Origin of the sequence: Bradyrhizobium cajani (assembly GCF_009759665.1) — a bacterium.
GTDB classification, from domain to species: Bacteria; Pseudomonadota; Alphaproteobacteria; order Rhizobiales; family Xanthobacteraceae; genus Bradyrhizobium; species Bradyrhizobium cajani.
Genome location: NZ_WQNE01000021.1, coordinates 13,749 through 39,431 on the forward strand (window position 1 = coordinate 13,749; position 25,683 = coordinate 39,431).

Sequence of the window (25,683 nt, forward strand, 5' to 3'; positions counted from 1 at the left end):
CTCAGGCTCCGGCCATGCGCCGGCGCCGCAAGATATCGGCGATCACGGTCACGAGAATGAGCACGCCCTGGACCGCGCGGATCCAGTAGGGCGAGACGTCGGTGAAGACGAGCGCGCTGGCAATTTCGGCGATCAGGACGGCGGCAAGCGTCGAGCCGATCACTGTGCCGACGCCGCCGAGAATGCTGACGCCTCCGACGACCGAGGCGGTGATGATCGTCAGCTCGAGATTGGGCGGTACGGTCGACTGGATGACGCGGAGCTGCGTCGCATAGAGCAGGGCGGCCGCTCCGGCGAAGAAGCCGTGCAGCGCGAAGACCATGACGATCGTGCGCGGCTGCGAAATACCGCAGAGGCGCGCCGCTTCGGCGTTGCCGCCGACGGCGTAGATGGCGCGGCCCGAGGCCGAATAGCGCATCCACAACGCTGCCAGGATCGTCACCACGATCATGAGAAAAACCGGAAACGGCAGCACACCGAACAGTTCGATATCGGCGAGATGGAAGCTGTGGGGCAGGTCGGTGATCCATTTGCCCCCGGTGACGCTGATCAGGCCGCCCTTGAGGATCGACAGCATGCCGAGCGTCACCACGATCGCCGGAATGCGCAGATAGGCGATGATGACGCCCTGCAACGCCATCACGAGGACGCCAGCAACGAGTGCTGCCAGCCAGGCGACCACGATCGGTGCGCCGTTCACCGCCAGAGTGCCGCTGATCGTCGCCAGGACGCCGATCAGTGCGCCAACGGATATGTCGATGTTTCCGGAAACGATCACCATCGACATGCCGACCGCGGCGACGGCGATATAGGCATTGCCGAGCAGTACGTCGGAAAGATTGCGCGCCGCCAGAAAGCGCGGATTGTAAAGGCCGACGGCGATGGCGAGGCCGATCACCGCGATCGCGAGCAAGGCTTCCTGCGAGGCAAGCACCTTCAGCCGCCGCCGCGGATTAGCCTCGGCGCCGGCTAAGGTTGCCGTCGTCATGCCACTTTCTCCGCGTTTTCATGACTGCCCATCATCGCTGCACCGATCGACTCCTGGGTTGCTTGTTCGCGCGCGAATTCGGCAACGATACGGCCTTCGCGCATCACGAGCACGCGGTCGCTCATGCCGAGCACCTCCGGCAGCTCGCTCGAAATCATAAGGATGGCCAGCCCCTGGGCCGCCAGCTCGCCCATCAGCCGATGGATCTCCGCCTTGGCGCCCACATCGATGCCGCGTGTCGGCTCATCGAGGATCAATAGCTTCGGCCCGTTGGCGAGCCATTTGCCCAGCACGATCTTCTGCTGATTGCCGCCGGAGAGCTTGCCCGCGATCTGCTCGAGCGAACTCGCCTTGACCGCAAAGCGCTTCACGCCATCGCCGGCGAGCTTGCGCTCGGCGCCGCGATCGATGAAGCCCCCGAATGCGACCTTGCCGAGCGCGGCGAGGCTGAAATTCTCGCGTACCGTCATCGGCCGCACCAGGCCTTGCGTGCCGCGATCCTCAGGAACATAGGCGACGCCCAAAGACCGTGCCCGTGCCGGCGAGCGGATGTCGACCTTCTGTCCGGCGATCCGGATTTCGCCGGCATCGGCCGGCGTGACGCCGAAGATGGTTTGCGCCAGTTCGCTACGACCCGAGCCGACGAGGCCGGCAAGGCCGACGATCTCGCCGGCGCGCACCGTGAGCGAGACGTTTCTCGTCAGCGGCCGCCGTTCGAGGTCCTTCACCTCCAGCACCGGCTTGCCGATCGGAACCGTGATCTTCGGGAACAGGCTCTCGATCCTGCGGCCGACCATCAATTGCACGAGCCCGGCTGCGTCCGTCTCAGTGACGGGTTTGGTCGCGACGTGCGCGCCATCGCGCAGCACCGTGACGCGATCGGCGATCGCGAAAATCTCATCGAGGCGATGGCTGATATAGATCACGGCGACCCCGCGGGCTTTCAGCTTGCGCACGATATCGAAGAGCCGCGTCACGTCGTACTCGGTCAGGGCCGCGGTCGGCTCGTCCATGATCAGGATGCGCGCGTCCTGCGACAGCGCGCGCAGGATTTCGACGCGCTGGCGATTGCCGACGCTGAGCGAGCCGACGATACGGTCGGCCTCCAGGTCATGAATCTCGAGTGAGGCGAGCAGCGCATTCGTCTTGTCGTGCATCGCCCGCCAGTCGATCCGGCGGAGGCCGGCGCGCGGCGCGTGCCCCATGAAGATATTCTCGGCGACGGTGAGTTCCGGAAACAGCAGGAGCTCCTGATAGATCGTGGCTACCCCGGCGCGCCTCGCATCGTCCGGCCGCGCGAGGTCGACCGGCTTGCCGTTCACAAGCACCTCGCCGCGATCGGGCGGGAACACGCCGGAAACGATCTTGATCAGCGTAGATTTGCCGGCGCCGTTCTCGCCGAGCAAGGCGTGGACTTCGCCGCTGGCGGCGTCGAACGAGACGCCGGACAGCGCCCGCACGCCTGGAAAGGACTTCTCGATCGCGCGCACCGACAGAAGCGGTGTTGCAGGAGCTTCACCGTGCGGGTGCGTTGTCATGTCACGCCGCGGCATTGGTTTGAGCGCCAGCGTCGACGGTCACGATGCGGACACCGTGCGCGCGGAGCATGTCAAGTGCGTCGCTCGGCGCGTCGGCATCGGTGATCAGCGTGTCGATGCGTGCGAGCGGACAGACGACAAGGCTGCCGCGCGAGACGAATTTCGAGGAATCGGCGAGCACGATCAGCTTGTCGGCACGTTTTAGCAGTTTGGATTCGGCGCGGGCGAGCAGGGGATCGCCCTCGATCACCCCGAGCGGTCCGATCGAGATCGCACTCATGAACATCCGCGTCGCCGAATAATGCTGGATCGCATCCTCTTCAAAGGGCGAGACGATCATGCCCTGCTCACGATAGACCTCGCCGCCTGGCAAGGCGACGCGGCATTTCGACGTGTGGATCAGCGCGTCGGCAAGTAGGTACGAATTGGTCAACACCTTCAGGCGGCGCTCGCGCAGGTACTCGCCCATCTGATACGTGGTCGTGCCGCCATTGATGATGACCGTCTCGCCATCGGCGCAGAGGGCCACTGCCGCCTTCGCGATGGCGCGCTTGGCGTCGATATTGAGCGTCTGGCTGATGTCGAAGGAGCGGGTGGCAAGGGAGAGGACGTCGCCGGAGGCGTTGGCGGTTTCGGGCAGAGCTTCTAGTCCGCCGTGCACCCTGATCGCGACACCTTGCTCGGCGAGCCTGGCAAAATCGCGCCGTATCGTGGCTTCGGAGACGCCGGTCGCGCGACAAGCGTCGGCGATGCGCACCAGCGGCCGCGCACGTAAGAGCGCCTTGATGACTTGCCAGCGTTCCCGCTCGTGCACGTCGCTCTCCCTTTTGCCGTCAAATAGTTCACGCTCTCGAGCGGCGGTCAACGGCAAACCGTCAAATTCGCTCAATATCGCGCTGCATCAATCATATTGCGTCGCAGTCGTGAGTGTCCGTGATTGACCTTGATTGAATCGATGGCCTAAGCTCCTTTGAGATTCAAAGCACAGGGAGAACGCCTAATGAGCGAGGTCGCGGCCACGCCCCTGCCAAATCTATGGGACGAGGCGCTCGCCGCCGGGCTCGATGAAGCAGGTCAATTGCTCTATCGCTCGAACCTGCTCGGAGCCGATCTGCGCATCACCAATTTCGGCGGCGGCAATACCTCGGCCAAGATCGAGATGAAGGACCCGCTGACGCGTGAGAACGTCCGCGTGCTCTGGGTCAAGGGGTCAGGCGGCGACCTCGGCTCCATGAAGCGCGACGGCTTCGCGACGCTGTACCTCGATAAGCTCGAGAGCCTCAAGGGCCTCTATCGCGGCCCCGCCCACGAGGACGAGATGGTCGCCTTGTTCAATCATTGCACCTTCGATCTCAATCCGCGCGCGACTTCGATCGATACGCCCTTGCACGCCTTCGTGCCGCACCGGCATGTTGACCACGTCCATGCCGACGCGGTTATCGCCATTGCCGCCTCGGCCGACGCTGAGCGTCTGACCCGCGAGGTTTTCGGCGGCAAACTCGGGTTCCTGCCGTGGCAGCGGCCGGGGTTCGATCTCGGTCTGAAGCTCGGGGAGATGGCCGCGCGCCGCCCCGACCATGTCGGCGTGGTTCTCGGCGGCCACGGGCTCTTCACCTGGGCCGACACGTCGAAAGCTTGCTACGAGATGACTTTGCGCGTGATCCAGCAGGCTGCCGACTGGCTTGCTGCGCATGAGCAAAAGCTGGCCTTCGGCGGCGTCAAGGTCCAAACGGCCACTCCGGAAAAGCGCCGCGCGATCGCGGCCAGGCTGATGCCGCTGATCCGCGGCAAGATCTCCTCCGACGAGCGCAAGATCGGCCATTTCACCGAGGCTCCGGAGGTACTCGAATTCGTCAACTCCAGCGCGCTGACGAAGCTCGCGCCGCTCGGCACCTCCTGTCCGGATCACTTTCTTCGCACCAAGATCCGGCCGCTGCTGCTGCCCTACGATCCCGTGCGCGACAATATCGACGAGGTGATCGCCGGCCTTGACGACGTCCTCGCCGCTTACCGGCGCGACTACACTGTCTACTACGAGCGCTGCAAACATCCGAACTCACCAGCCATGCGCGATCCGAACGCGGTCGTGTATCTCGTGCCGGGGATCGGCATGTTCACGTTTGCCAAGGACAAGGCGACGGCGCGCATTGCGGCCGAATTCTATGTTAATGCGATCAATGTCATGCGTGGCGCATCGGGCGTCAGTGCCTATGTCGGCCTCGCCGAGCAGGAGGCCTTCAATATCGAATACTGGCTGCTGGAAGAGGCCAAGCTCCAGCGCATGCCCAAGCCGAAATCGCTCGCCGGGCGGATCGCCTATGTGACGGGCGGTGCCGGCGGCATTGGCGGGGCGACTGCGCAGCGGCTGCTCGGTGAGGGCGCCTGCCTCGTCATTGCCGATATCGACGAGAAGGCGCTGAACGAGCGGGTCGAGGCGATCACGAAACGCCATGGGCGGGATGCTGCGATTGGCGTGAAGCTCGATGTGACCGACGAGGCGGCGGTGGTCGCTTCGTTCGAAGAGGCCGCGCGCGCCTTTGGCGGTGTCGACATCGTCGTCTCGAATGCCGGAATCGCGTCGGCCTCGCCGGTCGAGGACACGAGTCTCGGACTGTGGCAGAAGAACATGGACATTCTGGCCACGGGTTATTTCCTCGTCTCGCGCGAGGCGTTCCGGCTGATGCAGCGTCAGGACATCGGTGGCGCCATCATCTTCGTCGCCTCGAAGAACGGTCTCGCAGCTTCGGCTGGCGCTTCGGCCTATTGCGCCGCGAAGGCGTCTGAGATCCATCTCGCCCGCTGCCTGGCGCTGGAAGGCGCGGCGCATGGCATCCGCGTCAACACGGTCAATCCGGACGCGGTGCTGCGCGGCTCGAAGATCTGGGAAGGCGAGTGGCGCCAGCAGCGTGCGGTGTCCAACAAGGTGACCGTAGACCAGCTCGAAGAAGTCTACCGCCAGCGCTCGATGCTCAAACTGTCGGTGTTCCCCGAGGATATTGCCGAAGGTGTCTACTTCTTCGCCTCCGACCTTTCGGCCAAATCGACCGGCAACATCCTCAATGTGGACGCCGGCAACGCCCAGGCCTTCACGCGATGAGCACGCCGTTCACGATCAGCGCGGATTTCATCGCCGACCACAACGCGCCGCTCGAAAACGCGACCACCGAAGACTACGACGCCCTGAAGCGCGCACTGGCGCGACAGGGGATCGACGCGGAGGTCCTGGTGGAGAAGGTCATGGCCTTTGGCGTGGCAATTCCGACCTGGGGCGTCGGCACCGGAGGTACGCGATTTGCCCGCTTTCCGGGGCCGGGTGAGCCGCGCAACGTCTTCGAGAAGGTCGATGATTGCGCCGTGATCCAGCGGTTGGCGCGAGCAACCCCGACGATCTCGCCGCACATTCCCTGGGACAAGGTCGACGACTATACCGCCTTGCGCGAACAGGCCGCGGCGCAGGGGCTTGCTTTCGACGCGGTCAACTCCAACACGTTCCAGGATCAGCCGGGGCAAGAGCTTTCGTACAAGTTCGGCTCGCTGTCGCATACCGATGCGAGTGTGCGCACGCAGGCCATCGCCCACAACGTCGAATGTATTGAGATCGGCCGCAAACTCGGCTCCAAGGCACTGACCGTCTGGATCGCCGACGGCTCGAACTTTGCCGGCCAATCGAATCTGACCAAAGCGCTCGACCGCTATATCGGCTCGATGCGCGAGATCGTCGCTGCGCTGCCCACCGACTGGCGGGTGTTCCTTGAGCACAAGCTTTACGAGCCGGCGTTCTACTCGACCGTGATCTCGGACTGGGGCACGAGTTTTGCGGTCGCGCAGGAGCTCGGGCCCAAGGCGTATTGCCTCATCGATCTCGGCCATCATGCGCCGAACGTGAATATCGAGCAGATCGTGGCCCGGCTCGTTCGCTTCAAAAAGCTCGCGGGCTTCCATTTCAACGATTCTAAATATGGCGACGACGATCTCGACAGCGGCTCAGTCGAGCCGTTCCGGCTGTTTCTGGTCTTCAACGAGTTGATCGACGCTGACCGCCGCAAGGCGGAAGGTTTCGCGCCAGCCTATATGATTGACCAGTCGCACAATGTGACCGATCCGATCGAGAGTTTAGTGCAATCGGCGATCGAGTTGCAGCGCGCCTATGCGCAGGCGCTAATCGTTGATCGCGCAGCGCTTGAAGCGGCGCAAGAGGCGAATGACGCGCTCGCTGCGCATCTCGAATTGAAACGCGCCTTCACCACCGACGTCTCGCCGCTCCTCGCCGTCGCCCGCATGCGGGCCGGCGGGGCGATCGCACCAATCGCGGCCTATCGCGCATCCAGCTATCGGGCGCGAAAGGCGAGGGAACGTCCCATCGTCGGCGGAACGTCGGCAGGCATCGTCTAGGGAAGTGATCCCTCGTTTTCAGGATGGCCGCAAGCGCGCCAGTGAGTGAACGCAAGAGCGCGTCACCCTAAGCATGATCGCAGGACGTAACGAAGCCTGCGCCTGCTGTCGGCATTGAGGTAGGTTCAATGTGGATTGGACAGGCTCGGTCCCGACACTGGTGCGCCGCATCCGGAGACACCAACATCGTCAAGTTCGACCCGGGTGACCAGAACTTGGCGGTCAAGGCCAACAAATTTCGGCGGCCGCATTGAGCTCGGACCGAACATTTCGGCGCTGGACGTGTACTGGCAGACCGGCTGTGGCGACCTGATCCTCCGTGGGTCAGTCGGTTCCGCGATTTGCGGTCAGTTGCTGGCGATACCACTCGGCATCCCAATTCACCAACGCGGACTCATTGTTCTGAGTTAGGTAGCGGACCTGCGCAGTGAGAGGCAAACGGCAGGTCACCAGGGCGAGACAGCTCAGCATCGCCTCGGCGCCGTCGCCTGCATCCTTGCGAACGACGCAACCAAGGCCTGGAATGAGTAGCGCGGCCGGGTGCGGCGGCCCGTCCGTCCGCGCTCGCGATGTCAGGGCGCGAAGATCCTCGCCTCGTTCCAGCACGGGTAAGCCCGGACCGAGGAAGACCACATGATCCGGATAGAGCGAACCGCTGGTCGCAATCGCGCGGCTGTAAGGATCGATAGCGACGCTATGGCATTGCGGGTCCTTTGGCAGGCGATACGCCGTGCCAGCGCAGATTGAGCGAAGCGCGCCTTGATCCGGGGGAATTGTGGAGCGTGGCGCAAGCGCAAGGCGCCTCTCGACCTCGTCCACCAGCGCCTCCGCCGCAGCGCTGGTCTCGGCGCCGACCACCAGCCCGTGATTGCCGAGGACCAGCACATCCACCTTGTCCTGTGCCAGCGCGTCGTTCACGACCTTGGCCAGCGGCAGTCCCGGATGGTGATAGTCCAGCCAGCGCCAGGCCAGTCCCTCCAGTCGCTTCGCAAATTCCTCCTGCGCATCGCTCCGCACGGCCCATGCAATGGTGTTGACCGAATGCACATGCAGCACGACTGTGTGCGGCATCAGCGCGTGTAGCGAGGTCTCGATCGAGGCGCGCAAGGCCGTGGCCGCGCCGGGCGCGAGGGGAACTCGTTCGTCGCCTTGCGCGAGCGCCGCGCGCGCCGCGCCGAGCGATACCGGCACGAAGATGTCCTTGTGCTCGGCATCCGCAAGCCAGGTGCCGGAGGCCTTTACCCAGAGCAGGTCATCCTGCTTGATCGAGGAGTTGCCGCCGGCGCCCTGCACCAGCAGAATGTTGCGGCCGACGCGCGCCGACATACGACGAAGCTCGTGGAGCAAGGCAAGTTGCTGTTGCATCGCACGCCTCTCACCAGGCCAGATGGTCCATCGTCCAGTGCGGCGTCGGCACATCCGCGCCGGGCGGTCTTCGTACCAATTCACCGGGGCCAGTCCGCGTCTCGTCCCGGTGCACGCCGGACCTGAGCAGAAGCGTCAGCATGCCCGCACGACGGGCGCCTGCAACGTCATGGTCAAGGCTGTCGCCGATCATCAGGACGCGCGCCGGGTCCGGCTGCCCCAGCCGTTCGAGCGCCGCTGCAAAGATAGGCGCGTGCGGCTTGCCGACATAGGCCACATGACCGCCCAGCGTCTCGTAGAAGCGGGCCAACGCACCGGGCGCAGGGATCAATCCGGAGACGCCGAACATCGCGAGGTCGGGATTTGCGCACAGCATCGGCAGTCCACGCGCCGAGGCGTCCGTCAGGCGGGCGCGCCAGTGTTCCGGCTCGGCGACGGCATCGTCGAGGCCCGCGAGCAGGATGAAGTCGGCCGTCCCGAAATCGGTCACGACAGCGAGGTCGAGCCCATCGACGATCGCATGGTCGCCGCCACGTGCGATCAGCAGGCAGGTGTGGCCGAGCGCGGTAAATGGCTTCTGCGCGCGCGCTTTCAGGCCGCGCCAGGTGACCTCGCCCGACGTCAGGATGCCGTCATAGGCGTGCGGTGGAAGGCCGAGCGAGGTAAGCCGCACCGCATTGCTGCTCGCGCGCTTGCCGGAGTTGGAGAGGACAAGGACGCGCTTGCCGGCCTGGCGCAGCCGCGCGACGCAGTCGCGCGCCAGCGGAAATATCGCCTGGCCTTCGTGCAGCGTGCCCCATTGATCGAGCAGTACGTGATCGAAGCGGCCTGCGATCGCGCCGAGACCGTCGATATCGACCGTGTCGGGCATCATGGCGGGCCACCTCGCAAGGCCAATAGCGCAGTACCGTAGCTTGCCTCCGTCTCCTCGGCGACGGTCACGGGAACGTTGAGCGCGCGCCGCCTGATCTCGGTCCAGGCCGCGTTCTTCGCACCGCCGCCGATGCTGATGACGCGCCGTAACGTCGGCGCTCCGAGCTCGGCGAGCCGCCGATAGGCAAGCGCTTCGACCCCCGCGATGCCTTCGAGGAGCCCCTGGAAGAAGCGATGGTCGTCCGCCGGGCGTGGCGTGACCCTTGCCGGCAATGCCGGATCGGCAATCGGAAAGCGCTCGCCGGGTTTGGGCAGGGGATAGTAGTCGAGCCCGGTCGGCGTTTCCGGGCGCAATTGCGGCGTCAGCCGCTCCATGTCGCCGGCCGTGAAATGGGCCAGCAGCGCTCCACCGCCAGAATTGGAGGCGCCGCCCGCGAGCCAACGTTCGCCAAGTCGGTGCGAATAGACGCCTTGATTTGCGGCGAAGATCGGCCCTGTCGTGAGCAGTTTCACGACCAGCGTCGTGCCGAGCGAGGTGACGGCATCGCCGGGCGTATCGGCGCGCGTCGCAATGAAGGCGGCGACACCGTCGGTGGTGCCGGCAGCGATGCGCGCTGCTGGGCACAGGCCAAGCGTCGCTGCAATCTTCTGGTCGATATCCGCAAAGGGTGTTCCCGGCACCAGCACCGTCGGCAGCAACTCGCGAGACACGCCGAGATCGTCGAGCCAGGTCGGCCAGGCGCGTGTCACCGGATCGTAGCCGAGCTTCAGGACATTATTCTCGTCGCTGATGCCGTGATGTCCGGCCAGGCGACCGGCGATCCAGTCGGCCTGATGCACGGCGAAGCGCGCTCGGCTGGCCTCGCTGCGACCGGACAGATACAGCAGCTTCGCCAGCGCGCTGCTCGCGCCATGCGCTCCGCTATGCGCCGGCGCCACCGCCGCAATGCGTGCGGCCTCTGTTGCCGCGCGCGCGTCATTGTACATAAGACCCGGCGTGCAGGGCCGGCCCGCGGCATCAATCATCAGGAGGGTGCCTGACGTGCCGTCGACGCAAACGCGATCGACCGCCCGGAGATCGACACCGCAGCCGAGCTTGCGGATAGCGATCGCCGTCGCATCCCACCAGAGTTCCGGATCCTGATCGATGGCGTTGCCGTCTTGCCGGGGCGGGGGAAGGGGCGCCGATTCCATTCCGAGCATGCCGCGTGCATCGACGGCGCAGGCGCGTACGCCGCCGGTTCCAACGTCGATGCCGAGGAACACGCCTGCCATTCGACCTCCACAGCGTCAGCGACACGCGCGCAGCAAGATTGCACCGCAGCACGTTTGGGGGATTGACGTTCCAATCCGCCTCTGCAATTTTTTGCAAGACGTGAAGAAAATTGCAAGCGGGCTTTTCCGGCGTGGCGATACCTTCCGACAGGCTGCCGATGGTTGACGGTGAGGCGTCGCTCGCAACGCGCGCGGCGTGGCTGTATTTCGCCGCAGGGCTGACCCAGTCCGAGGTCGCCGACCGCCTCAACATCCAGAGCACCAAGGCGCATCGGCTGATCGCGCGGGCGAGCCGCGAGGGCATGATCCGCGTCTTCGTCGAAGGGCCGGTGGCTGAATGCGTCGCGCTGGAGAACACGCTGGTCGAGCGCTACGGCCTTGCCTTCTGCCGCGTCGCGCCCGATCTCGGCGAGGGCGACCTGCCGCTCAGGGCCCTGGCCCTCGAAGGCGCGAGCTTCCTGCGGCAGATCCTTGAGCGCGGCGAGGACAAGATCATCGGCGTCGGCCATGGCCGCACGCTGGCGGCGGTGGTCGAGCAGTTGCCGCAGACGCCGGCGCGCGGGGTGCAATTCGTTTCTTTGCTCGGCGGCTTGACGCGGAAATTTGCCGCCAATCCGTTCGACGTCATTCACCGGCTGGCGGAACGCACCGGGGCGGAGGCCTATCTGCTGCCCGTGCCGGTGTTCGCCAATTCGGTCGCCGACCGCGCCGTGCTGATGCAGCAATACGGCATCGCGGACGTGTTCGCGCTCGCGCGCAAGGCTTCGCTCCTGTTCGTCGGCATCGGGCAGATCCATGCCGAGGGCTTCTTGGTCTCGAGCGGCATGATCAGGCCGGACGAGGTCGTCGAACTGAAGCGCGCCGGTGCCTGCGCCGACCTGCTCGGACATTTCTTCAACGCCGATGGTGAGCTGCTGGACATCGATCTGTCGGCGCGCGCGACCTCGATGGAGGCGGCAGAGCTCAGGAAACACCGCATCGTCGCCATCGGCGGCGGGCTCGCCAAGGTGACGGCGCTGCGCGCGGTGCTGCGCAGCCGTCTCCTGCACGGTCTCATCATCGACGAGGTGACCGCTCAGGCCCTCGCAACGGACAAGCCGGAGGTGACATCCGGCAGGGACAAGAACAACAAGACCAAGAATAAGGGTCAGAAGGGAAGTAAACGCGCATAACGGGAGGTAACCCATGTACGATCGCGAGAAGAATCTGTTCGACTCCTACGCCGCCAAACGCATTAGCCGGCGTGATCTGCTGGATGGTGCCGCCAAGCTCGGCATCGCCGGCGTTGCCGCCAACTCGGCCTACGTCGCCGCGATGTCGCGGGCCATGGCGGCGGACTTCAACTGGAAGGCCTATAGCGGCAAGACCGTCAAGCTGCTGTTGAACAAGCATCCGTACGTCGATGCGATGATCGGCGATATCGAAGCCTTCAAGACGCTCACGGGGATGAACGTTGCCTACGACATCTTCCCGGAGGACGTCTATTTCGACAAGGTGACGGCGGCGCTCTCCTCGAAATCGGACCAGTACGACGCCTTCATGACCGGCGCCTACATGACCTGGACCTACGGTCCGGCCGGCTGGATCGAGGATCTCAACGCCTACATCAAGGATCCTGCCAAGACCAACCCCGCCTTTGCCTGGGACGACGTGCTGCCAGGCCTTCGTTCCTCGACGGCATGGGACGGCGTTGCCGGCTCCGAGCTCGGCTCGGGCAAGGCCAAGCAGTGGTGCATCCCGTGGGGATATGAACTCAACAACATCGCCTACAACCGCAACATCTTCGACAAGGTCGGCGTCAAGCCGCCGAAGAATCTCGACGAGATGCTGGATGTGGCCGCGAAGATTACCAAGGACGCGGGCGGGCCTTACGGCGTCGGCGTTCGCGGCTCGCGATCCTGGGCCACGATCCATCCCGGCTTCCTCTCGGCCTACTCGAATTTCGGCCAGAAGGACTTCGTGATGGAGGGCGGCAAGCTGAAGGCCGCCATGAACACCAAGGCCTCGAAGGAGTTCCACGAGAAATGGGTCAAGATGATCCAGGCTTCGGGTCCGAAGAACTGGTCGACCTACACCTGGTATCAGGTCGGCACGGATCTCGGCGCCGGCGCTTCCGGCATGATCTTCGACGCCGATATTCTCGGCTACTTCATGAACGGCGGCGAGAACAAGGAGAGGGGCCATCTCGGCTATGCGCCGTTTGCCGCGAACCCGGCCGCCAAGGCACCGACGCCCAATGTCTGGATCTGGTCGCTCGCTCTCTCCAGCTTCTCCAAGCAGAAGGACGCGGCCTGGCTGTTCATGCAGTGGGCGGCTTCGACCGAGCACGATCTTTTCGGGGCCCGCAAGATGGACTTCGTCAATCCGGTGCGCGCGTCGGTGTGGAAGGACAGCGAATTCCGCGACCGCATCGCGAAATCCTATCCGGGCTATCTCGAACAGCATGATGTGTCGTCGCCGGGCGCCAAGATCTACTTCACGGCCCAGCCCCTGTTCTTCGACCTGACGACGGAATGGGCCGCCTCGCTGCAGAAGATGGTGGCCAAAGAGGTTAGCGTCGACGAGGGGCTCGACAAGCTCGCCGACAGCATCAACCGCCAGCTCAAGCAGGCAGGCCTCGGTTAGACTGCCTCGCATGACGCCTTGCGTGGCGCCGATTCCTCCGCGCCACGCCAACCCGCCGGTTCGGAACGCCTACCCGATCCGGGCCGGCGGTGTTGAAGCCAACGCGTGATCCCGTATCATCATGAGCATGGTCCAGCTATCCCAGACAAATGTGCTTCCGCGCCGCACGACGAGGCTGCGCGGGCGCATGCTGCCTTACCTGCTGAGCCTGCCGGCTCTGCTCGTCTGCATCGCCATCCTCGTCCCTTTCGTGACCGCGGCGGTCTATTCGCTCCAGCGCTACCGGCTGAATCTGCCGTACCTGCGCGGCTTCATCGGGGTCGACAATTACATCGACTTCCTCTCCGACCCCGCCTTTTGGAACACGCTTCGCATCTCGCTCACCTATACCGCGCTGACGGTGGTTCTCGAACTGCTGCTCGGCCTCGGCATAGCTTTGCTGCTGCGGCGTCCGACCCGATTTCACAATGCAGTGTCGATCGTCCTGCTTCTGCCGCTGATGACCGCACCTGCCATCGCCGCGCTGATGTGGAAGCTCATGACCAACCCGAGCTTCGGCATCCTGTCCTATCTCGTGAGCCTGTTCGGCGTGCATGACTTCAAATGGGCATCCGATCCGTCCAGCGCGTTGTTCACCGTGGTTCTGGTCGACATGTGGGTCTACACGCCCTTCATCATGATCCTGCTTCTCGCTGGGTTGCGCTCGCTGCCGCGGCAGCCGTTCGAGGCGGCGGCGCTCGATGGCGTGCCTTCAAGTTTCGTGTTTTTCCGCATCACGCTGCCGATGCTCGCGCCCTACATCATCACGGCCTCGCTGTTCCGCTTGCTCGATTCAATCCAGCAATTCGACATCATCTACGCGATGACACAGGGCGGCCCGGGCGATCGGCTCATGGTGTTCCAAGTCCAAGCCTACCTCGAATTCTTCCAGTACACCAATGTCGGCCGTTCGGCGGCGTTACTGATGATCCTGTGGCTGATCACCAATATCCTGTCGAACATCTTCATCAAGAACTGGTTGCGGCTGCGGGCGCGCGCCCACGGCCACGCCTAAGGGAGGAGAGGCGGAGATGGATCACTCCAGTCTCGCAGGGCGCATCTTCCGTGGCGTCGCGCTTGCGCTCGTGCTCGCCTTCTTCATGTTTCCGATCGTCTGGATCTTCCTGATGTCGTTCCAGACCAACGAGCAGATATTGCGGATCCCGCCGCATATCCTGTTCGAGCCGACGCTTGCGAACTACCAGGCCTTGATCTCGGGGCAGCTCAGGACAGCGGCCGGCAATCTCGAAATCTCGTTCATGCGCAACCTCATAAACAGTTTTGCGCTGTCGAGCGCGGCCGTATTCCTGGCCTTGCTGCTTGGCGTGCCCGCGGCCTACGCCTTTGCGCGGTTTAAGTTCCGGCTCGGTGAGACCATCGCGTTTACGCTGCTCTCGTTCCGCTTCGCCCCGCCGCTGCTCGTGCTGCTGCCGCTGTCGCTCTACTACCAGCAGCTCGGTCTCAACGATACCTATTTCGGCATCGTCTGGGTCTACCAGCTCATTGCGCTACCGTTGATCCTGTGGATCGTGCGCGGCTATTTCGAGGACATCAGTCCCGACATTGAGCATGCCTATCGTCTGGCCGGCCACACTTGGCGCGAGGCGTTCACGCGGATTGCGGTGCCGCTCGCCGGCCCCGGCATCGCGGCCGCCGGCCTGCTCTCCTTCATCTTCTGCTGGAACAACTTCGTGTTCGCACTGATCCTGGCCTCGGCCGACAAGCAGCCGGTCACGGTGGGAGCGCTGGCATTCGTCACCGCGTCCGGCATTCAGTACGGCCAGATCGCAGCTGCGATCGTGCTCTCGGTCACGCCGACCCTGTTGCTCGCGTTATACGCGCAGCGCTATCTGGTCGAAGGCCTGTCGCTCGGTGCGGTGAAAGGCTGAAAACTATGGCGCGTCTCGAACTCAACGCCGTCGGCAAGTCGTTCGGTCCGGTCCGCTGCGCCGAGGATCTGTCGCTGGCCGTCGAGCCCGGCGAAATCGTCGCGGTGTTCGGCCCGTCCGGCAGCGGCAAGACCGTGCTCCTGCGCATGATTGCCGGCATGTTCGAGCCCGACGAAGGAGACATCCTGGTCGGTGGCCAATCGATCGTGGGCGCTCCGCCGGAGCGGCGCGGGATCGGCATGGCCTTCCAGAATTTTGCTTTGTTTCCGCATATGAGCGCGCAGGACAACATCGCGAGCGGCCTGCGCGCGAGGGCGGCTGCCGGAGAGGTCGCCGCCCGGGTCAAGTCGATCAGCCGGCTCCTGAAGATCGAGCACGTGCTCGGTCACATGCCCCGCGAGCTGTCGAACGGGCAGAAGCAGCGCACCGCGCTCGCGCGTGCGCTGATCGGAAATCCGGAGGTGCTGCTGCTCGACGATCCCTTGCGCAACGTCGATGCCAAGCTTCGCTACGAGATGCGCCTGGAATTGCCGAGCCTGTTGCGGCGGAGTTCGGCTGCGGTGCTCTATGTCACCCAGGACTACCGCGAGGCGATGGCGATCGCCGACAGGATCGCGGTCCTTATCGGCGGCCGTCTGGTGCAGGTCGCGCGTCCCGAGGAGATCTATGCAAGGCCGGCATCCGTTGCCGTTGCGCGTCTGTTCGGCGATCCAAGCATCAATCTCGCCGAGGTCGAGCCGGTCGCCGGGCAAGGATCTCTCAATGCAGAGGTTGCGGGGACGCCCGTTCGCCTCGATGCCGCCGATCGCCAGGTTGCGGATCATGGTCCGTGCTGGCTTGGCGTTCGTCCGGACGATCTGCTCATCTCCCGCCAGGCGGGCGAGAACGCGATCCCTGCGCGCGTTGTCGCAATCACGCCGATGCATGAGAAGGCCGTGCTGCTATTGCGCTTTTCCGACGGCTCCGAATGGCTGGCGGCCCTGCCGCAGAACTCAGCCATGGCGAGCGCCGAGGACGGCGTGTTCGTTCGCTTCGCGCCGGAAGCCGCTCTCCTCTTCGACCGTGCGACGGGCCTGCGCGTCGGCCTACCGCACCGGCGGCAGGCGGCGTGAAAAGAGCAAGATGACTATGGACATGCTCGAGATCAGGAACGTGGACAAGGTCTACCAGAGCCGCGGCAAGCCGCCGGTCCATGCCGTGCGTGCGCTCGATATGAAGGTCGGGAAGGGCGAGATCGTCGCGCTTCTGGGCTCGTCCGGCTGCGGCAAGACCTCGACCCTGCGGATGATCGCGGGCTTCGAGAGCGTCACATCGGGCGCGATTACGCTAGGGCAGCGACGGATCGACGAGTTGCCGCCAGCGCGGCGCAAGGTGGCGATGGCCTTCGAAGGCTATTCGCTCTACCCGCCGCTCACCGTTCGCGAGAACATCGCCTTTGCCTTGAAGGCGCAGCAACTCTCGCATGGTGAGGTCTCGCGCCGCGTCGATGCGATCGCGCGGCTGGTGGAAATCGAGGACATTCTCGACAGTTATCCACGCTCGATCTCCGGCGGGCAGCAGCAGCGCGTTTCCCTGGCACGGGCCCTGGTGCGCGACGCCGATCTCTATCTGCTCGACGAGCCGATGGGGCAGCTTGAGCCCCAGCTCCGCGCGGTGCTGCGCGGGCGGATCAAGGGGTTGCTCGCCGAGCGCGGGATGACGGCAATCTTCGTCACCCACGACCAGACCGAGGCGAGCGCGCTCGCCGATCGCATCGCGGTCATGGAGGACGGTGTGCTTCAGCAATTCGCGAGCGAAAGGGAATTGAAGGAGCGTCCCGCCAACCTGTTCGTCGCGAGCTTTATCGGTGAGCCGCCGATGAATCTTCTCGAGACCGAGGTCAGCAGCGCCGACGGCGGCATCCGCCTGTCGGTCGGCGCGGATGTGACGTGCCAGATCGAGGGGCGAACGCTGGAGCAGACCGCGCGGCAGATGCTCGAGCGGACCGCACGTGTCCGCGTCGGCATCCGGCCGCAGAAGATTACCGTCGGCAGCGGCGGCGTGCGCGTGCGTGTCGTCTCCAACCAGTGGCTGGGCGACCAATCGCATGTCGCGGGCGAATATGATGGCCGTCTCCTCATCGCGGTGACGCCGAACAAGATCGCGGCGCGGCCGGGGGACATCATTCCCTTTGGACTCGAGGCGCGGCACCTCCACCTGTTCGGCGCCGACGGCACCTGCATTCGCCACGCGGAGGCGGCCTGATCATGCGTACCTCGCCGAACCGCGACGTCATCATCGGCATTGATGCCGGCACGTCCCTGATCAAGACGGTCGCGTTCACGCACGACGGCCGGCAGCTTGGCGAATACGCACTGCCGAACAGCTACACGACATCAGCCGGCGGGCATGTCGAGCAGGACATGGCGCGGACCTGGAATGACACCGTTGCCGCGCTGCGCGGCCTGGTGGCGGCGGTCCCCGATCTCGCGTCGCGGCTCGCGGCGATCGCCGTGACCGGGCAGGGCGACGGCACCTGGCTGATCGACGACGACGGCCGTCCCGTCGCACCGGCCTTGCTTTGGCTGGATTCGCGCGCGGCCGGCCTCGTCGAGCGGATCCGCGACAGCGAACGCAACGAGGTACTCTATCGGCGAACCGGCTCGGGCCTTAATGCCTGCCAGCAGGGGCCTCAACTGGCATGGCTGCAGGCCCACGCGCCGGAAAGTCTGTCGCGCGCCCGCACCGCCTTCCACTGCAAGGACTGGCTCTACTTCCTGCTCACCGGCGAGCGCGCGACCGATCCGTCGGAGGCGACCTTCTCCTGCGGCGATTTCCGCAAGCGCCGGTTCGACGCCGAAACCGCCCGCCTGATCGGGATCGCCGATTGCATGGCCATGTTTCCCGACGTCGTCGACGGCGTCGTGGCCACGCATCCGCTCGATGCCGGTGCAGCGCGCGAGATCGGCCTGCCGCAAGGTGTCCCGGTCTCGCTCGGCTATGTCGACGTGATCTGCAATGCGCTGGGCGCGGGCCTCTACGATCCGGCGCCGGACGTCGGCTGCACCATCATCGGCTCGACCGGCATGCATATGCGCCTCGCGCCAAGCGCCGATGCGGTAGTCCTCAATGCCGAGGCGACTGGCTACACCATGCCGTTTCCGGTCCCCGGTCACTACGCTCAGATGCAATCCAACATGGCGGCGACGCTGAACATCGACTGGCTGCTGGACCTCGCACGCGACCTGCTCGCCGCCGAGGGTATCGCGCGCTCGCGCGCCGACCTGATCGGGAGGCTCGATGAGCGGGTCATGCAGGCGCATCCCGGCGAGCTGCTTTTTCATCCCTTCATCTCCGATGCCGGCGAGCGCGGCCCCTTCGTCGCGCACGAGGCCTGCGCGCAATTCCTGGGCCTGCGCACCCGTCACGGCTATTGGGATCTGATGCGCGCAGTCATGGAAGGGCTCGCCTTCGCCGCCCGCGATTGCTACGCCGCCATGGGCGCTCTGCCGCGCGATGTGCGCATCACCGGCGGCGCAGCGCGCAGCCGCGCGCTCGGCGCGATCCTCGGCGCTGCGCTCGAATGCAACGTGCGCGTCTGTAGCCGCGGCGAGGCGGGGGCTGCGGGCGCCGCCATGATCGCGGCGGTGGCGACCGGCCTCTATCCGGACATGACGGCCTGCGCGGATGTGTGGGTGCGGCCATATCTTGCGACGCCGCAAACGCCGGACGCGGCACTGGCATCGCATTATGGGCGGCTGTTTCCGGCCTATCTGGACGCCAGGCTCGCGGCGCGGCCGGTCTGGAAGCAACTCGCGGCCGTGCGTGCGGGAGCCGGTCATGCCTAGCAAGATTGCCATCGTCGGGGACCGCTTCATGCTACCGAAGGTCTTTGCCGAACGGATCACGGCGGCCTGCGGCGATGCCATCGACCTCCGCGTTCTGGAGCAGCCATGGCCGGACGAGCCGATGGAGCATGGCTATGCCGGATCCAAGCTCGATGGACTGAAGGAGTTCATGGGCGATCCCGACGAGGTCGTCGACTTCATTGGCGACGCCGCGCTGCTGGTGACGCATCTTGCGCCGATCTCACGATCGATGCTCCAGCGTCTGCCGAACCTCAAATTCATCGCGGTCTCGCGCGGCGGCCCGGTCAATATCGACATGCAGGCCGCGCGCGATCACAAGGTGCTGGTGGTCAACACGCCCGGCCGCAATGCCAGCGCAGTGGCCGAGTTTACCATCGGCGCCATTCTCGCCGAAACGCGCCTGATCCGCAGCGGACATGAATCCCTGCGTGGCGGCGAATGGCGCGGCGACCTCTATCGCGCCGATCGCACCGGGCGCGAGCTCGGCGAGATGACCGTCGGCATCGTCGGCTATGGCGCGATCGGCACCCGCGTGGTTAAGCTGCTCAAGGCGTTCGGCTGCAAGATCCTGGTGACGGACCCCTACGTCCAGCTCAGCGCGCAGGATCGCAATGACGGCGTCGAGCATGTTGGTTTGAGCGAACTCCTGGCGCGCGCCGACGTTATCAGCCTGCATGCGCGCGTGACCGCCGAGACCACCGGCTTCATCGATCGCGCGGCGCTGGCGCAGGTCAAGTCGGGCGCCATCTTCATCAATACGGCGCGTGGGCCCCTGGTCGACTACCAGGCGCTGTTCGAGGCGCTGTCTGCCGGGCGGCTCGGCGGGGCTATGCTCGACACGTTTGCCGTGGAGCCTGTGCCGGCCGACTGGCCGCTCCTGCAACTGCCCAATGTCACGCTGACGCCCCATATTGCGGGGGCCTCGCTGCGCACCGTCACCATTGCCGCCGATCAGGCGGCGGAAGAAGTTCGCCGCTATCTTGCCGGCGAGCCGCCACTCAATCCGTGCTGAAGACGAAAGGGATCTTGCCATGACCCGCGAGGAACGACAGTTGCGCGAGGCGATCATCGCCAAGTGCCGGTGGATGAACGCATCGAGCCTCAATCAGGGCACGTCGGGCAACATCTCCGCCCGCTACGAGGATCGGATGCTGATCACGCCCTCTGCGACACCCTATGACGCGATGAAGCCGGAGATGATCGCCGCGATGCCGATCGCGCGCGATGACGGCTCCTGGGAGGGACCGTTGCAGCCGTCGACCGAATGGCGCTTCCATCTCGACATCATGCGCGGCCGCCCCGATGTCGGCAGCGTCGTCCACACCCATTCGACCTATGCGACCGTGCTTGCGATCGCACGCAAGCCGATCCCGGCCTGCCACTACATGATGGCCGCGTTCGGCGGCAATGACATTCGCTGCGCCGGCTACGCCCGCTACGGCACGGCGGAATTGTCCGAGCTGGCGCTCGCTGCGCTCGAGGGCCGCAACGGCTGCCTTCTGGCCAATCACGGCATGATCGCGGTTGGCGCCAACCTCGACAAGGCGATGTGGCTGGCGGTCGAGCTCGAGACCATCGCTCGCCAATATTATCTCTCGCTTGCCTTGGGATCGCCGCACATTCTCAGCGAAGCCGAGATCGCCGACACCGCGAAGGGATTTTCGACCTACGGGCTCCAGCAGCCCAAGGCATCCAAGCCGAAGCCGGGCAGGGCAGGCGCATCGGCAAAGGCGGCAGCGCGGCAACGGGTCGAGAAGAAGCGCAGCAGGACGTGATGACCGAGACTGCGCCGCACGCGGGCAGGGATCACGAGCTGGTCGATATCGCGATTATCGGCGGTGGCATCAACGGGGCCGGCATCGCGCGCGATGCGGCGGGGCGCGGCCTGAAGGTCCTGCTTTGCGAGAAGGGCGATCTGGGCGGGGGCACCTCGTCGCGCTCGGGCAAGCTCGTTCACGGCGGGCTGCGCTATCTCGAATATTACGAGTTCCGCCTCGTGCGCGAGGCCTTAATCGAGCGCGAGGTCCTGCTCGCCTCCGCGCCGCACATCATCTGGCCGATGCGTTTCGTGCTGCCGCATTCGCCGAAGCAGCGGCCGGCCTGGCTCATTCGAGCCGGCCTGTTTCTTTACGATCACCTCGGCGGCCGCAAGCTTCTGCCGCCGAGCCGTGGTCTCGATCTCACGCATGCGCCTGAGGGCGCGCCGCTGCGTCCCGAATTTCGCCGCGGCTTCGAATATTCGGATTGCTGGGTCGATGACGCCCGGCTCGTGATCCTCAATCTGGTCGATGCCGCGCGCAACGGCACGATCGTCCTGCCTCGCACCCGCGCCTTGCGCGCGCGCCTGGAAGGGGACGCATGGCAGCTGGAGATGCAGGGTGATGACGGCGGGGTGCAGATCGTCAGGGCGCGCGCGCTGATCAATGCAGCCGGGCCGTGGGTCCAGGATGTCGTCCAGGATGTCGTGGGGCTGAACTCCTCGCACAATGTGCGGATGGTCAAGGGCAGCCATATCGTGGTGCCGAAATTCTGGAGCGGAGCGCAGGCCTATCTGCTTCAGAACGAGGACCAGCGCGTCATCTTCGTCAATCCCTACGAGAAAGATCTGGCGCTGATCGGCACGACGGACATCCCCTATGACGGCCGTGCGGAGGATGTCGCGATCGACGACGGCGAGGTCGCCTATTTGCTCGGCGTGTTGCGCCGCTACTTTCGCGTCCCCCCGGACCAGCGGCAGATCGTCCATGCCTTTTCCGGCGTCCGGCCGCTTTACGATGACAATGCCGCCAATCCGTCGGCGGTGACGCGCGACTATGTTTTCGAGGTTCATGGTGGGCCAGAGGCGCCGCCGCTGCTCTCGATCTTCGGCGGCAAGATCACGACCTATCGTCGGCTCGCAGAGCAGGCGTTGCAGCGTCTCAAGCCGTGGTTCCCGACGATGGCGCAGGCCTGGACGGCGGGACGGCCGTTGCCGGGGGGTGATATCGGCAGCGACTTCGATGCCTTCATCGTCCAGCTGGCCCGCGAATATCCCGATCTGCCGCGCAAGCTGGTCCACCACTACGCCCGCCTGTACGGCACGCGGGCGCGCGAGCTGCTGGGTCCGGCCCGCGTTTCGGCTGATCTCGGCCGGCATTTCGGAGGAGACTTCTACGAACGTGAGGCCGCGTTTCTGCGCGAGACCGAATGGGCCAAAAGGCCCGGCGATTTCCTGGATCGGCGCACCAAGCATGGCTTGCGTCTGACGACGGCGCAACGGGACGCCTTTGCCAGCTTCGTCTAGTCGGCGCCATGGCGCCTCGCAGGGACATGCGTCTCTGCGTCACCTACCTGCCGTATCCCGAGAGAGGCGGTCGCCCCTCTTTCATCATCGCGACACATAATCTTCCTACAGGGAATGTAAGCAAGTGTTCCGAGCTGGCAGTGCGAATCCTTCGCAGTGCCGCTAGCTGTCCGAAAGCTCGCAAATCCCGTTCCGCTTCAGCGCGCGCCCTTCGGCTTCGAACCGAACAGGTTGTGCGTCCCGCTGATGCTCACCGTTCCCGAGCACTCGAATCCGCCGAAAATTCCGCAGGAGCCGGTGACTGTCACGCGCAAGTCCTTGCGCCGGTAGATGTCGACCGAAATGCCCAGGCGCGAAAAGTCATTCGCGCTGTTCGGCAGGATCAGGTCGATGTGTTCGGCCGCCCAGCGCGGCAGTGGTAGGCTGGTCTTCCAGAACAGCTCATTGCCGGCGTGGTGCGCGAAATTCGGCCCGACCGTGAGTGCACCGTTCGCGCCCTCGAACACGAAGCCCGTTTCGTCGATGTGAACGTTCACCCGATCGGGTGCTACTGCGAAATGCAGCGACGTGATGTCTTGCGGCTGCGGTTCCTTACCGAACTGCGAACTGTAGGCGTCGCTCCACTGCCCGCGGTGGCGTCCGAGCCCAAAGCCGTGGCGGCCTGGGAGGTCTCGTGTTGAGAGTGGCCTCTCGGACAGCTTTGGGCGCCAGATCTCCCGAAACCCGATGCCGATCGTCGCGGCCATCGACAGATCCAGGGCCCAATGCGACGGCTTCTCCGGGCTTTTGCCTTCGGCGAAGGCGTCGAATCCGTCCGGCGTCTTGGCAATGCGCAGCTTCTTGATCAGGTCTTCCCAGTTTTTCGGCAGGAAGGTAACGCCGTCGAGCGTGTTCGTTGCGGCCGCGACACCGTACTTCTGGAGCTGGTGCCGGATGTAGGGCTTTTCGTCATAAAGGCGCACATCCGGGTTGGATCCCGCGAAGTAATTCGTGAGATCGATCTGCGGCCGAAACATGGTGAGCCGCGCCGCGATCTTCCGGTACGTGTCGGTCGTCGTCGGACTGGTGGTCATCGCGGGCCGCCTCCGAGTCAAGCCTAGTCTCCAATTGGTCTGGCCCGGCGGAGGCCGGGTTCAAAACTGACTCGCTGAACGGTGCCGCTGGCCTCGCCTAAATCATCTCGGGGGCCGGCGCAGATTCGCTTGAACCCCCCAACGAGAAACGCCGACAAACATGCGTGAGGTGGTGTCAGCAGCGAGGACCATCCAATGTCACTGCGGAGCAGGGTGCTGGACGTACTCAATGGCCCGGCGGTCGCGCGCATCCGCTTCCGGTTTCCGATCCGCGGCAGCCACGTGACGATTGCGCCGCAAACCTTCCATCACGTTGCACGCGCGATCAGGTTGGGACAGGTCACCGTGAGGATTCCGACCGATCTCGCGGCAGGCGTTGCAGCGCAATATAACGATGTCGCGCGAACCCGAGCGGACGGCACAGCGGTCGCAGCGAATACGCTCGAGGTCGTGTCGGCGAGGGGACGGATGGACGAGGCCTATATCGTCCACGAGGCCCTGCATGCCGCCTACGACCTGTTGCGCACCGGCCTTGACGGCAATGCGGAAGAGGCGTCCGCCTACGTCTGCACAGCGCTCTATTGCCGCATGACAGGCCTACCGCGACCTCGTTGGGCCAACGGTCCGATCTACGCCAATGCCGCAGAGGTGGCCCGAACGCTGCTGTCGCAATATCAGAAGGGCGATCCCGGAATTCCCTGGGTCGGCGAGCATGAATGGCGGATGCTGCGCGCAGGTGTCGGCTTTGATCCGGTCTATGCCAGCGGCCCCGGCGGCATTGTCACCGGTTGGCTCCTCGGCCAGCAATACACCCACGATGGCTGATCCGCCGAAACCGTCTCCATTCCAAGAGGCGGCTCCTTGCTGCCACTTCTTCGCTTCAGGTCGATGCAATTGAACCCGTCAGGCGACCAGCAAGCCAAGCTTACCGACCATCGCAAGCGAACGTTGAACGCTTTCTCGCGTTGACAGCAGTAACGGCTCGGCGGGCTGCCCGGCGATGTCCTTCTGGTCCACCCGGATGGTAGGGCCGAATCTTTCGGTCATCTCGGCAGTGATCTGGTCGATGGTTCGGGCACCGTCGAGCAACTGCAGGAAATCCCGGGTTCGATCGTCCTCCAACTGCACGGTTTGGTGGAGGAGGTTGGTGACCAAGGGACCCGTTTGCGCCTGTCTACGCGCGAGCAGGCTCGCCTGCGGATGGTCGGTGGCTTCCTTCAACAGAAAGGGTCGTGATAGCAGGAAGGAGACCTCGCCGCTGCAGACCAGGATGAACATCGCCTCCGTCAGCACTTTCTGGTCGTCATCTGCCCGCCGGCCGTCCAGAAGCGCACGGGCGCCATCAAGCAGCTCGTCAAAGGACAACGCGCACGGCCAGGCCCGGCCGAGACATACGTGCGCAGCTTTCAAGAGTGGATTGGTCGCCGTGACCCTGCTGCCGTCCTGGTTCTCGAACTCCATCGCGGAATCGTCAGTCACGCAGGCGTCGGGATCAACCGGGCTGGTGGTGCTCAGCACATGGAACCGGGTGACGAAATCGACGTCGATCCGGCGTGAGAGCGAAAGGCTGTCGTGGCATAGCAAGGTCCGACGGAACCCGTTACCGTCGACAAAGTCTTGATACTGATCACGCGCCATGAACTCGCTCTCCGGGAAGCGTTGCAGCGTTGCGCGAACCTCCTCGGAATAGCCGGCGAGATAGCGTCGGGAAAAATCAGCGTCGCTCAGATATTGCAGACCATGGCGGCCCGCGTCCTCGACGACCTCGTGCAGCAGGAAGGCTTCGGCACTCTCGTCGAGATCGTCGTGAAACAGCAGCTCGTCGGGGGCCTTGAGGACGCGGTTGCACTGGTCGCGCATCACCGCGCCGTGCACCGAGTTGGCCTTCGAGCCTTCGCTCAGGAACTTCAGGATCGCGCGGGCCTGTCCCACCTTCTCCTTCATGCTGGTGAGGCGGCGGGTGTGATACCGCATCATGTCGCGGACCATGTCGCGAAGATGAGAGAACGGGTGCGCGTTGTAGCTGACGTAGCAGATCCCGCTTGGCGCCAGATTCTGCTTGAAGATCGTCATCATCTTCTCGCGCACCGCCGGTGGCACCCATGAATACACGCCGTGCGCGATGATGTAGTCGAACTGCCCGAAACTTGCGTCGACATTCATGATGTCGCAATGCAGGAGCTTGATGTTACTCAGGCCCAATGTCGCGATATTTCGCTGGCCGCGCTCGATCGTCACGCCGCTCAGGTCGACACCGACGAATTCGCTGTCCAGATATTGAAAGGCCATGGGCAACAGGTTGCCGCCAACGCCGCAGCCCAGTTCCAGCACTCGGCAGCGCTCGACCGGAGCCGGTTGCATACCGTAAACGGCAGCAATGGTTGCGAGGTGGTTGGGGTGAGTAAGCCCATAGACGTGACCGGGGTAGTAAACCTCGTCATATGGTGTGGGGCCGGTGGTCGGGCGGCGATGCTCGGCTTGAATGTTCATCGTCC

21 protein-coding genes are annotated in these 25,683 nt (G+C 64.5%); 13 read left to right on the plus strand and 8 right to left on the minus strand.

From position 1 onward, the window contains the following. Position 1 precedes the first annotated feature (1 nt). Genes GPL20_RS23420 through GPL20_RS23430 form a run of 3 tightly spaced genes read right to left on the minus strand, consistent with a single transcriptional unit; the run spans position 2 to position 3,340 of the window. Positions 2–988 carry an ABC transporter permease gene (locus tag GPL20_RS23420; RefSeq protein ID WP_157332028.1) on the minus strand — a complete coding sequence of 329 codons (987 nt, stop codon included), beginning with the start codon at positions 986–988 and terminating at the stop codon, positions 2–4. Next, entirely contained in the window at positions 985–2,526 is a 1,542-nt protein-coding gene (locus GPL20_RS23425) for a sugar ABC transporter ATP-binding protein (protein ID WP_157332029.1), read from the minus strand. Before GPL20_RS23425 ends, GPL20_RS23420 begins: the two co-directional genes overlap by 4 nt. Position 2,527: 1 nt before the next feature. Continuing rightward, positions 2,528–3,340 carry a DeoR/GlpR family DNA-binding transcription regulator gene (locus GPL20_RS23430; protein WP_254125140.1) on the minus strand — a complete coding sequence of 271 codons (813 nt, stop codon included), beginning with the start codon at positions 3,338–3,340 and terminating at the stop codon, positions 2,528–2,530. A 186-nt stretch (positions 3,341–3,526) separates the two neighbouring features. Here GPL20_RS23430 and GPL20_RS23435 point away from each other — a divergent pair, with 186 nt between their 5' ends. Continuing rightward, positions 3,527–5,623, plus strand: a complete 2,097-nt coding sequence (locus tag GPL20_RS23435) for a bifunctional rhamnulose-1-phosphate aldolase/short-chain dehydrogenase (RefSeq protein WP_157332033.1) — start codon at positions 3,527–3,529, stop codon at positions 5,621–5,623. Next, positions 5,620–6,918 carry an L-rhamnose catabolism isomerase gene (gene rhaI, locus GPL20_RS23440; RefSeq protein ID WP_157332035.1) on the plus strand — a complete coding sequence of 433 codons (1,299 nt, stop codon included), beginning with the start codon at positions 5,620–5,622 and terminating at the stop codon, positions 6,916–6,918. The genes GPL20_RS23435 and rhaI overlap by 4 nt, the downstream gene beginning before the upstream one ends. Positions 6,919–7,242: 324 nt before the next feature. Here the strand turns inward: rhaI and GPL20_RS23445 are convergent, their stop codons facing one another. The 3 genes from GPL20_RS23445 to GPL20_RS23455 are packed head-to-tail and all read right to left on the minus strand — an operon-like array spanning position 7,243 to position 10,431. Continuing rightward, a complete protein-coding gene (locus GPL20_RS23445; RefSeq protein ID WP_157332037.1) occupies positions 7,243–8,283 on the minus strand; it encodes a class II aldolase/adducin family protein in 1,041 nt (346 codons plus the stop codon). Between the two features lie 10 nt (positions 8,284–8,293). Continuing rightward, positions 8,294–9,157 carry a TIGR01459 family HAD-type hydrolase gene (locus GPL20_RS23450; RefSeq protein WP_157332039.1) on the minus strand — a complete coding sequence of 288 codons (864 nt, stop codon included), beginning with the start codon at positions 9,155–9,157 and terminating at the stop codon, positions 8,294–8,296. Continuing rightward, entirely contained in the window at positions 9,154–10,431 is a 1,278-nt protein-coding gene (locus GPL20_RS23455; protein WP_157332041.1) for an FGGY-family carbohydrate kinase, read from the minus strand. Before GPL20_RS23455 ends, GPL20_RS23450 begins: the two co-directional genes overlap by 4 nt. A gap of 158 nt (positions 10,432–10,589) precedes the next feature. On the opposite strand from GPL20_RS23455, the gene GPL20_RS23460 reads away from it, so the two are divergent. The 10 genes from GPL20_RS23460 to GPL20_RS23505 all read left to right on the plus strand — a co-directional run bounded on the left by GPL20_RS23460 (position 10,590) and on the right by GPL20_RS23505 (position 22,115). Further along, the gene (locus GPL20_RS23460) at positions 10,590–11,603 is read left to right on the plus strand and encodes a sugar-binding transcriptional regulator (protein WP_157332043.1); all 1,014 of its coding nucleotides are present in this window, start codon (positions 10,590–10,592) and stop codon (positions 11,601–11,603) included. 13 nt (positions 11,604–11,616) lie between these two features. Beyond that, complete coding sequence (locus GPL20_RS23465) at positions 11,617–13,056, plus strand: extracellular solute-binding protein (RefSeq protein ID WP_157332045.1); 1,440 nt, start codon at positions 11,617–11,619, stop codon at positions 13,054–13,056. A gap of 127 nt (positions 13,057–13,183) precedes the next feature. Further along, on the plus strand, positions 13,184–14,110 hold the full coding sequence (locus GPL20_RS23470; RefSeq protein ID WP_205751197.1) for a carbohydrate ABC transporter permease: 927 nt from the start codon (positions 13,184–13,186) through the stop codon (positions 14,108–14,110). 16 nt (positions 14,111–14,126) lie between these two features. Beyond that, entirely contained in the window at positions 14,127–14,984 is an 858-nt protein-coding gene (locus GPL20_RS23475) for a carbohydrate ABC transporter permease (RefSeq protein WP_157332049.1), read from the plus strand. A gap of 5 nt (positions 14,985–14,989) precedes the next feature. After that, positions 14,990–16,096, plus strand: a complete 1,107-nt coding sequence (locus tag GPL20_RS23480) for an ABC transporter ATP-binding protein (RefSeq protein WP_157332051.1) — start codon at positions 14,990–14,992, stop codon at positions 16,094–16,096. 22 nt (positions 16,097–16,118) lie between these two features. Next, positions 16,119–17,228, plus strand: coding sequence for an ABC transporter ATP-binding protein (locus GPL20_RS23485; protein ID WP_157332231.1), 1,110 nt, complete (start codon positions 16,119–16,121; stop codon positions 17,226–17,228). A gap of 2 nt (positions 17,229–17,230) precedes the next feature. Next, positions 17,231–18,811 carry an FGGY-family carbohydrate kinase gene (locus GPL20_RS23490; protein ID WP_157332053.1) on the plus strand — a complete coding sequence of 527 codons (1,581 nt, stop codon included), beginning with the start codon at positions 17,231–17,233 and terminating at the stop codon, positions 18,809–18,811. Beyond that, positions 18,804–19,844, plus strand: coding sequence for a 2-hydroxyacid dehydrogenase (locus GPL20_RS23495; protein ID WP_157332056.1), 1,041 nt, complete (start codon positions 18,804–18,806; stop codon positions 19,842–19,844). The genes GPL20_RS23490 and GPL20_RS23495 overlap by 8 nt, the downstream gene beginning before the upstream one ends. A gap of 19 nt (positions 19,845–19,863) precedes the next feature. Next, positions 19,864–20,607 (plus strand): class II aldolase/adducin family protein, encoded by a 744-nt coding sequence (locus GPL20_RS23500; protein ID WP_157332058.1) that lies wholly within the window; start codon positions 19,864–19,866, stop codon positions 20,605–20,607. After that, positions 20,607–22,115, plus strand: coding sequence for a glycerol-3-phosphate dehydrogenase (locus GPL20_RS23505; protein ID WP_157332060.1), 1,509 nt, complete (start codon positions 20,607–20,609; stop codon positions 22,113–22,115). The genes GPL20_RS23500 and GPL20_RS23505 overlap by 1 nt, the downstream gene beginning before the upstream one ends. Before the next feature lie 197 nt (positions 22,116–22,312). Here GPL20_RS23505 and GPL20_RS23510 read toward each other — a convergent pair whose 3' ends face one another. After that, the gene (locus GPL20_RS23510) at positions 22,313–23,188 is read right to left on the minus strand and encodes a hypothetical protein (protein ID WP_167533173.1); all 876 of its coding nucleotides are present in this window, start codon (positions 23,186–23,188) and stop codon (positions 22,313–22,315) included. A gap of 195 nt (positions 23,189–23,383) precedes the next feature. On the opposite strand from GPL20_RS23510, the gene GPL20_RS23515 reads away from it, so the two are divergent. After that, positions 23,384–24,013 (plus strand): hypothetical protein, encoded by a 630-nt coding sequence (locus GPL20_RS23515; protein WP_157332062.1) that lies wholly within the window; start codon positions 23,384–23,386, stop codon positions 24,011–24,013. A gap of 78 nt (positions 24,014–24,091) precedes the next feature. Here the strand turns inward: GPL20_RS23515 and GPL20_RS23520 are convergent, their stop codons facing one another. Further along, positions 24,092–25,678 carry a class I SAM-dependent methyltransferase gene (locus GPL20_RS23520; protein WP_157332064.1) on the minus strand — a complete coding sequence of 529 codons (1,587 nt, stop codon included), beginning with the start codon at positions 25,676–25,678 and terminating at the stop codon, positions 24,092–24,094. Positions 25,679–25,683 lie beyond the last annotated feature (5 nt).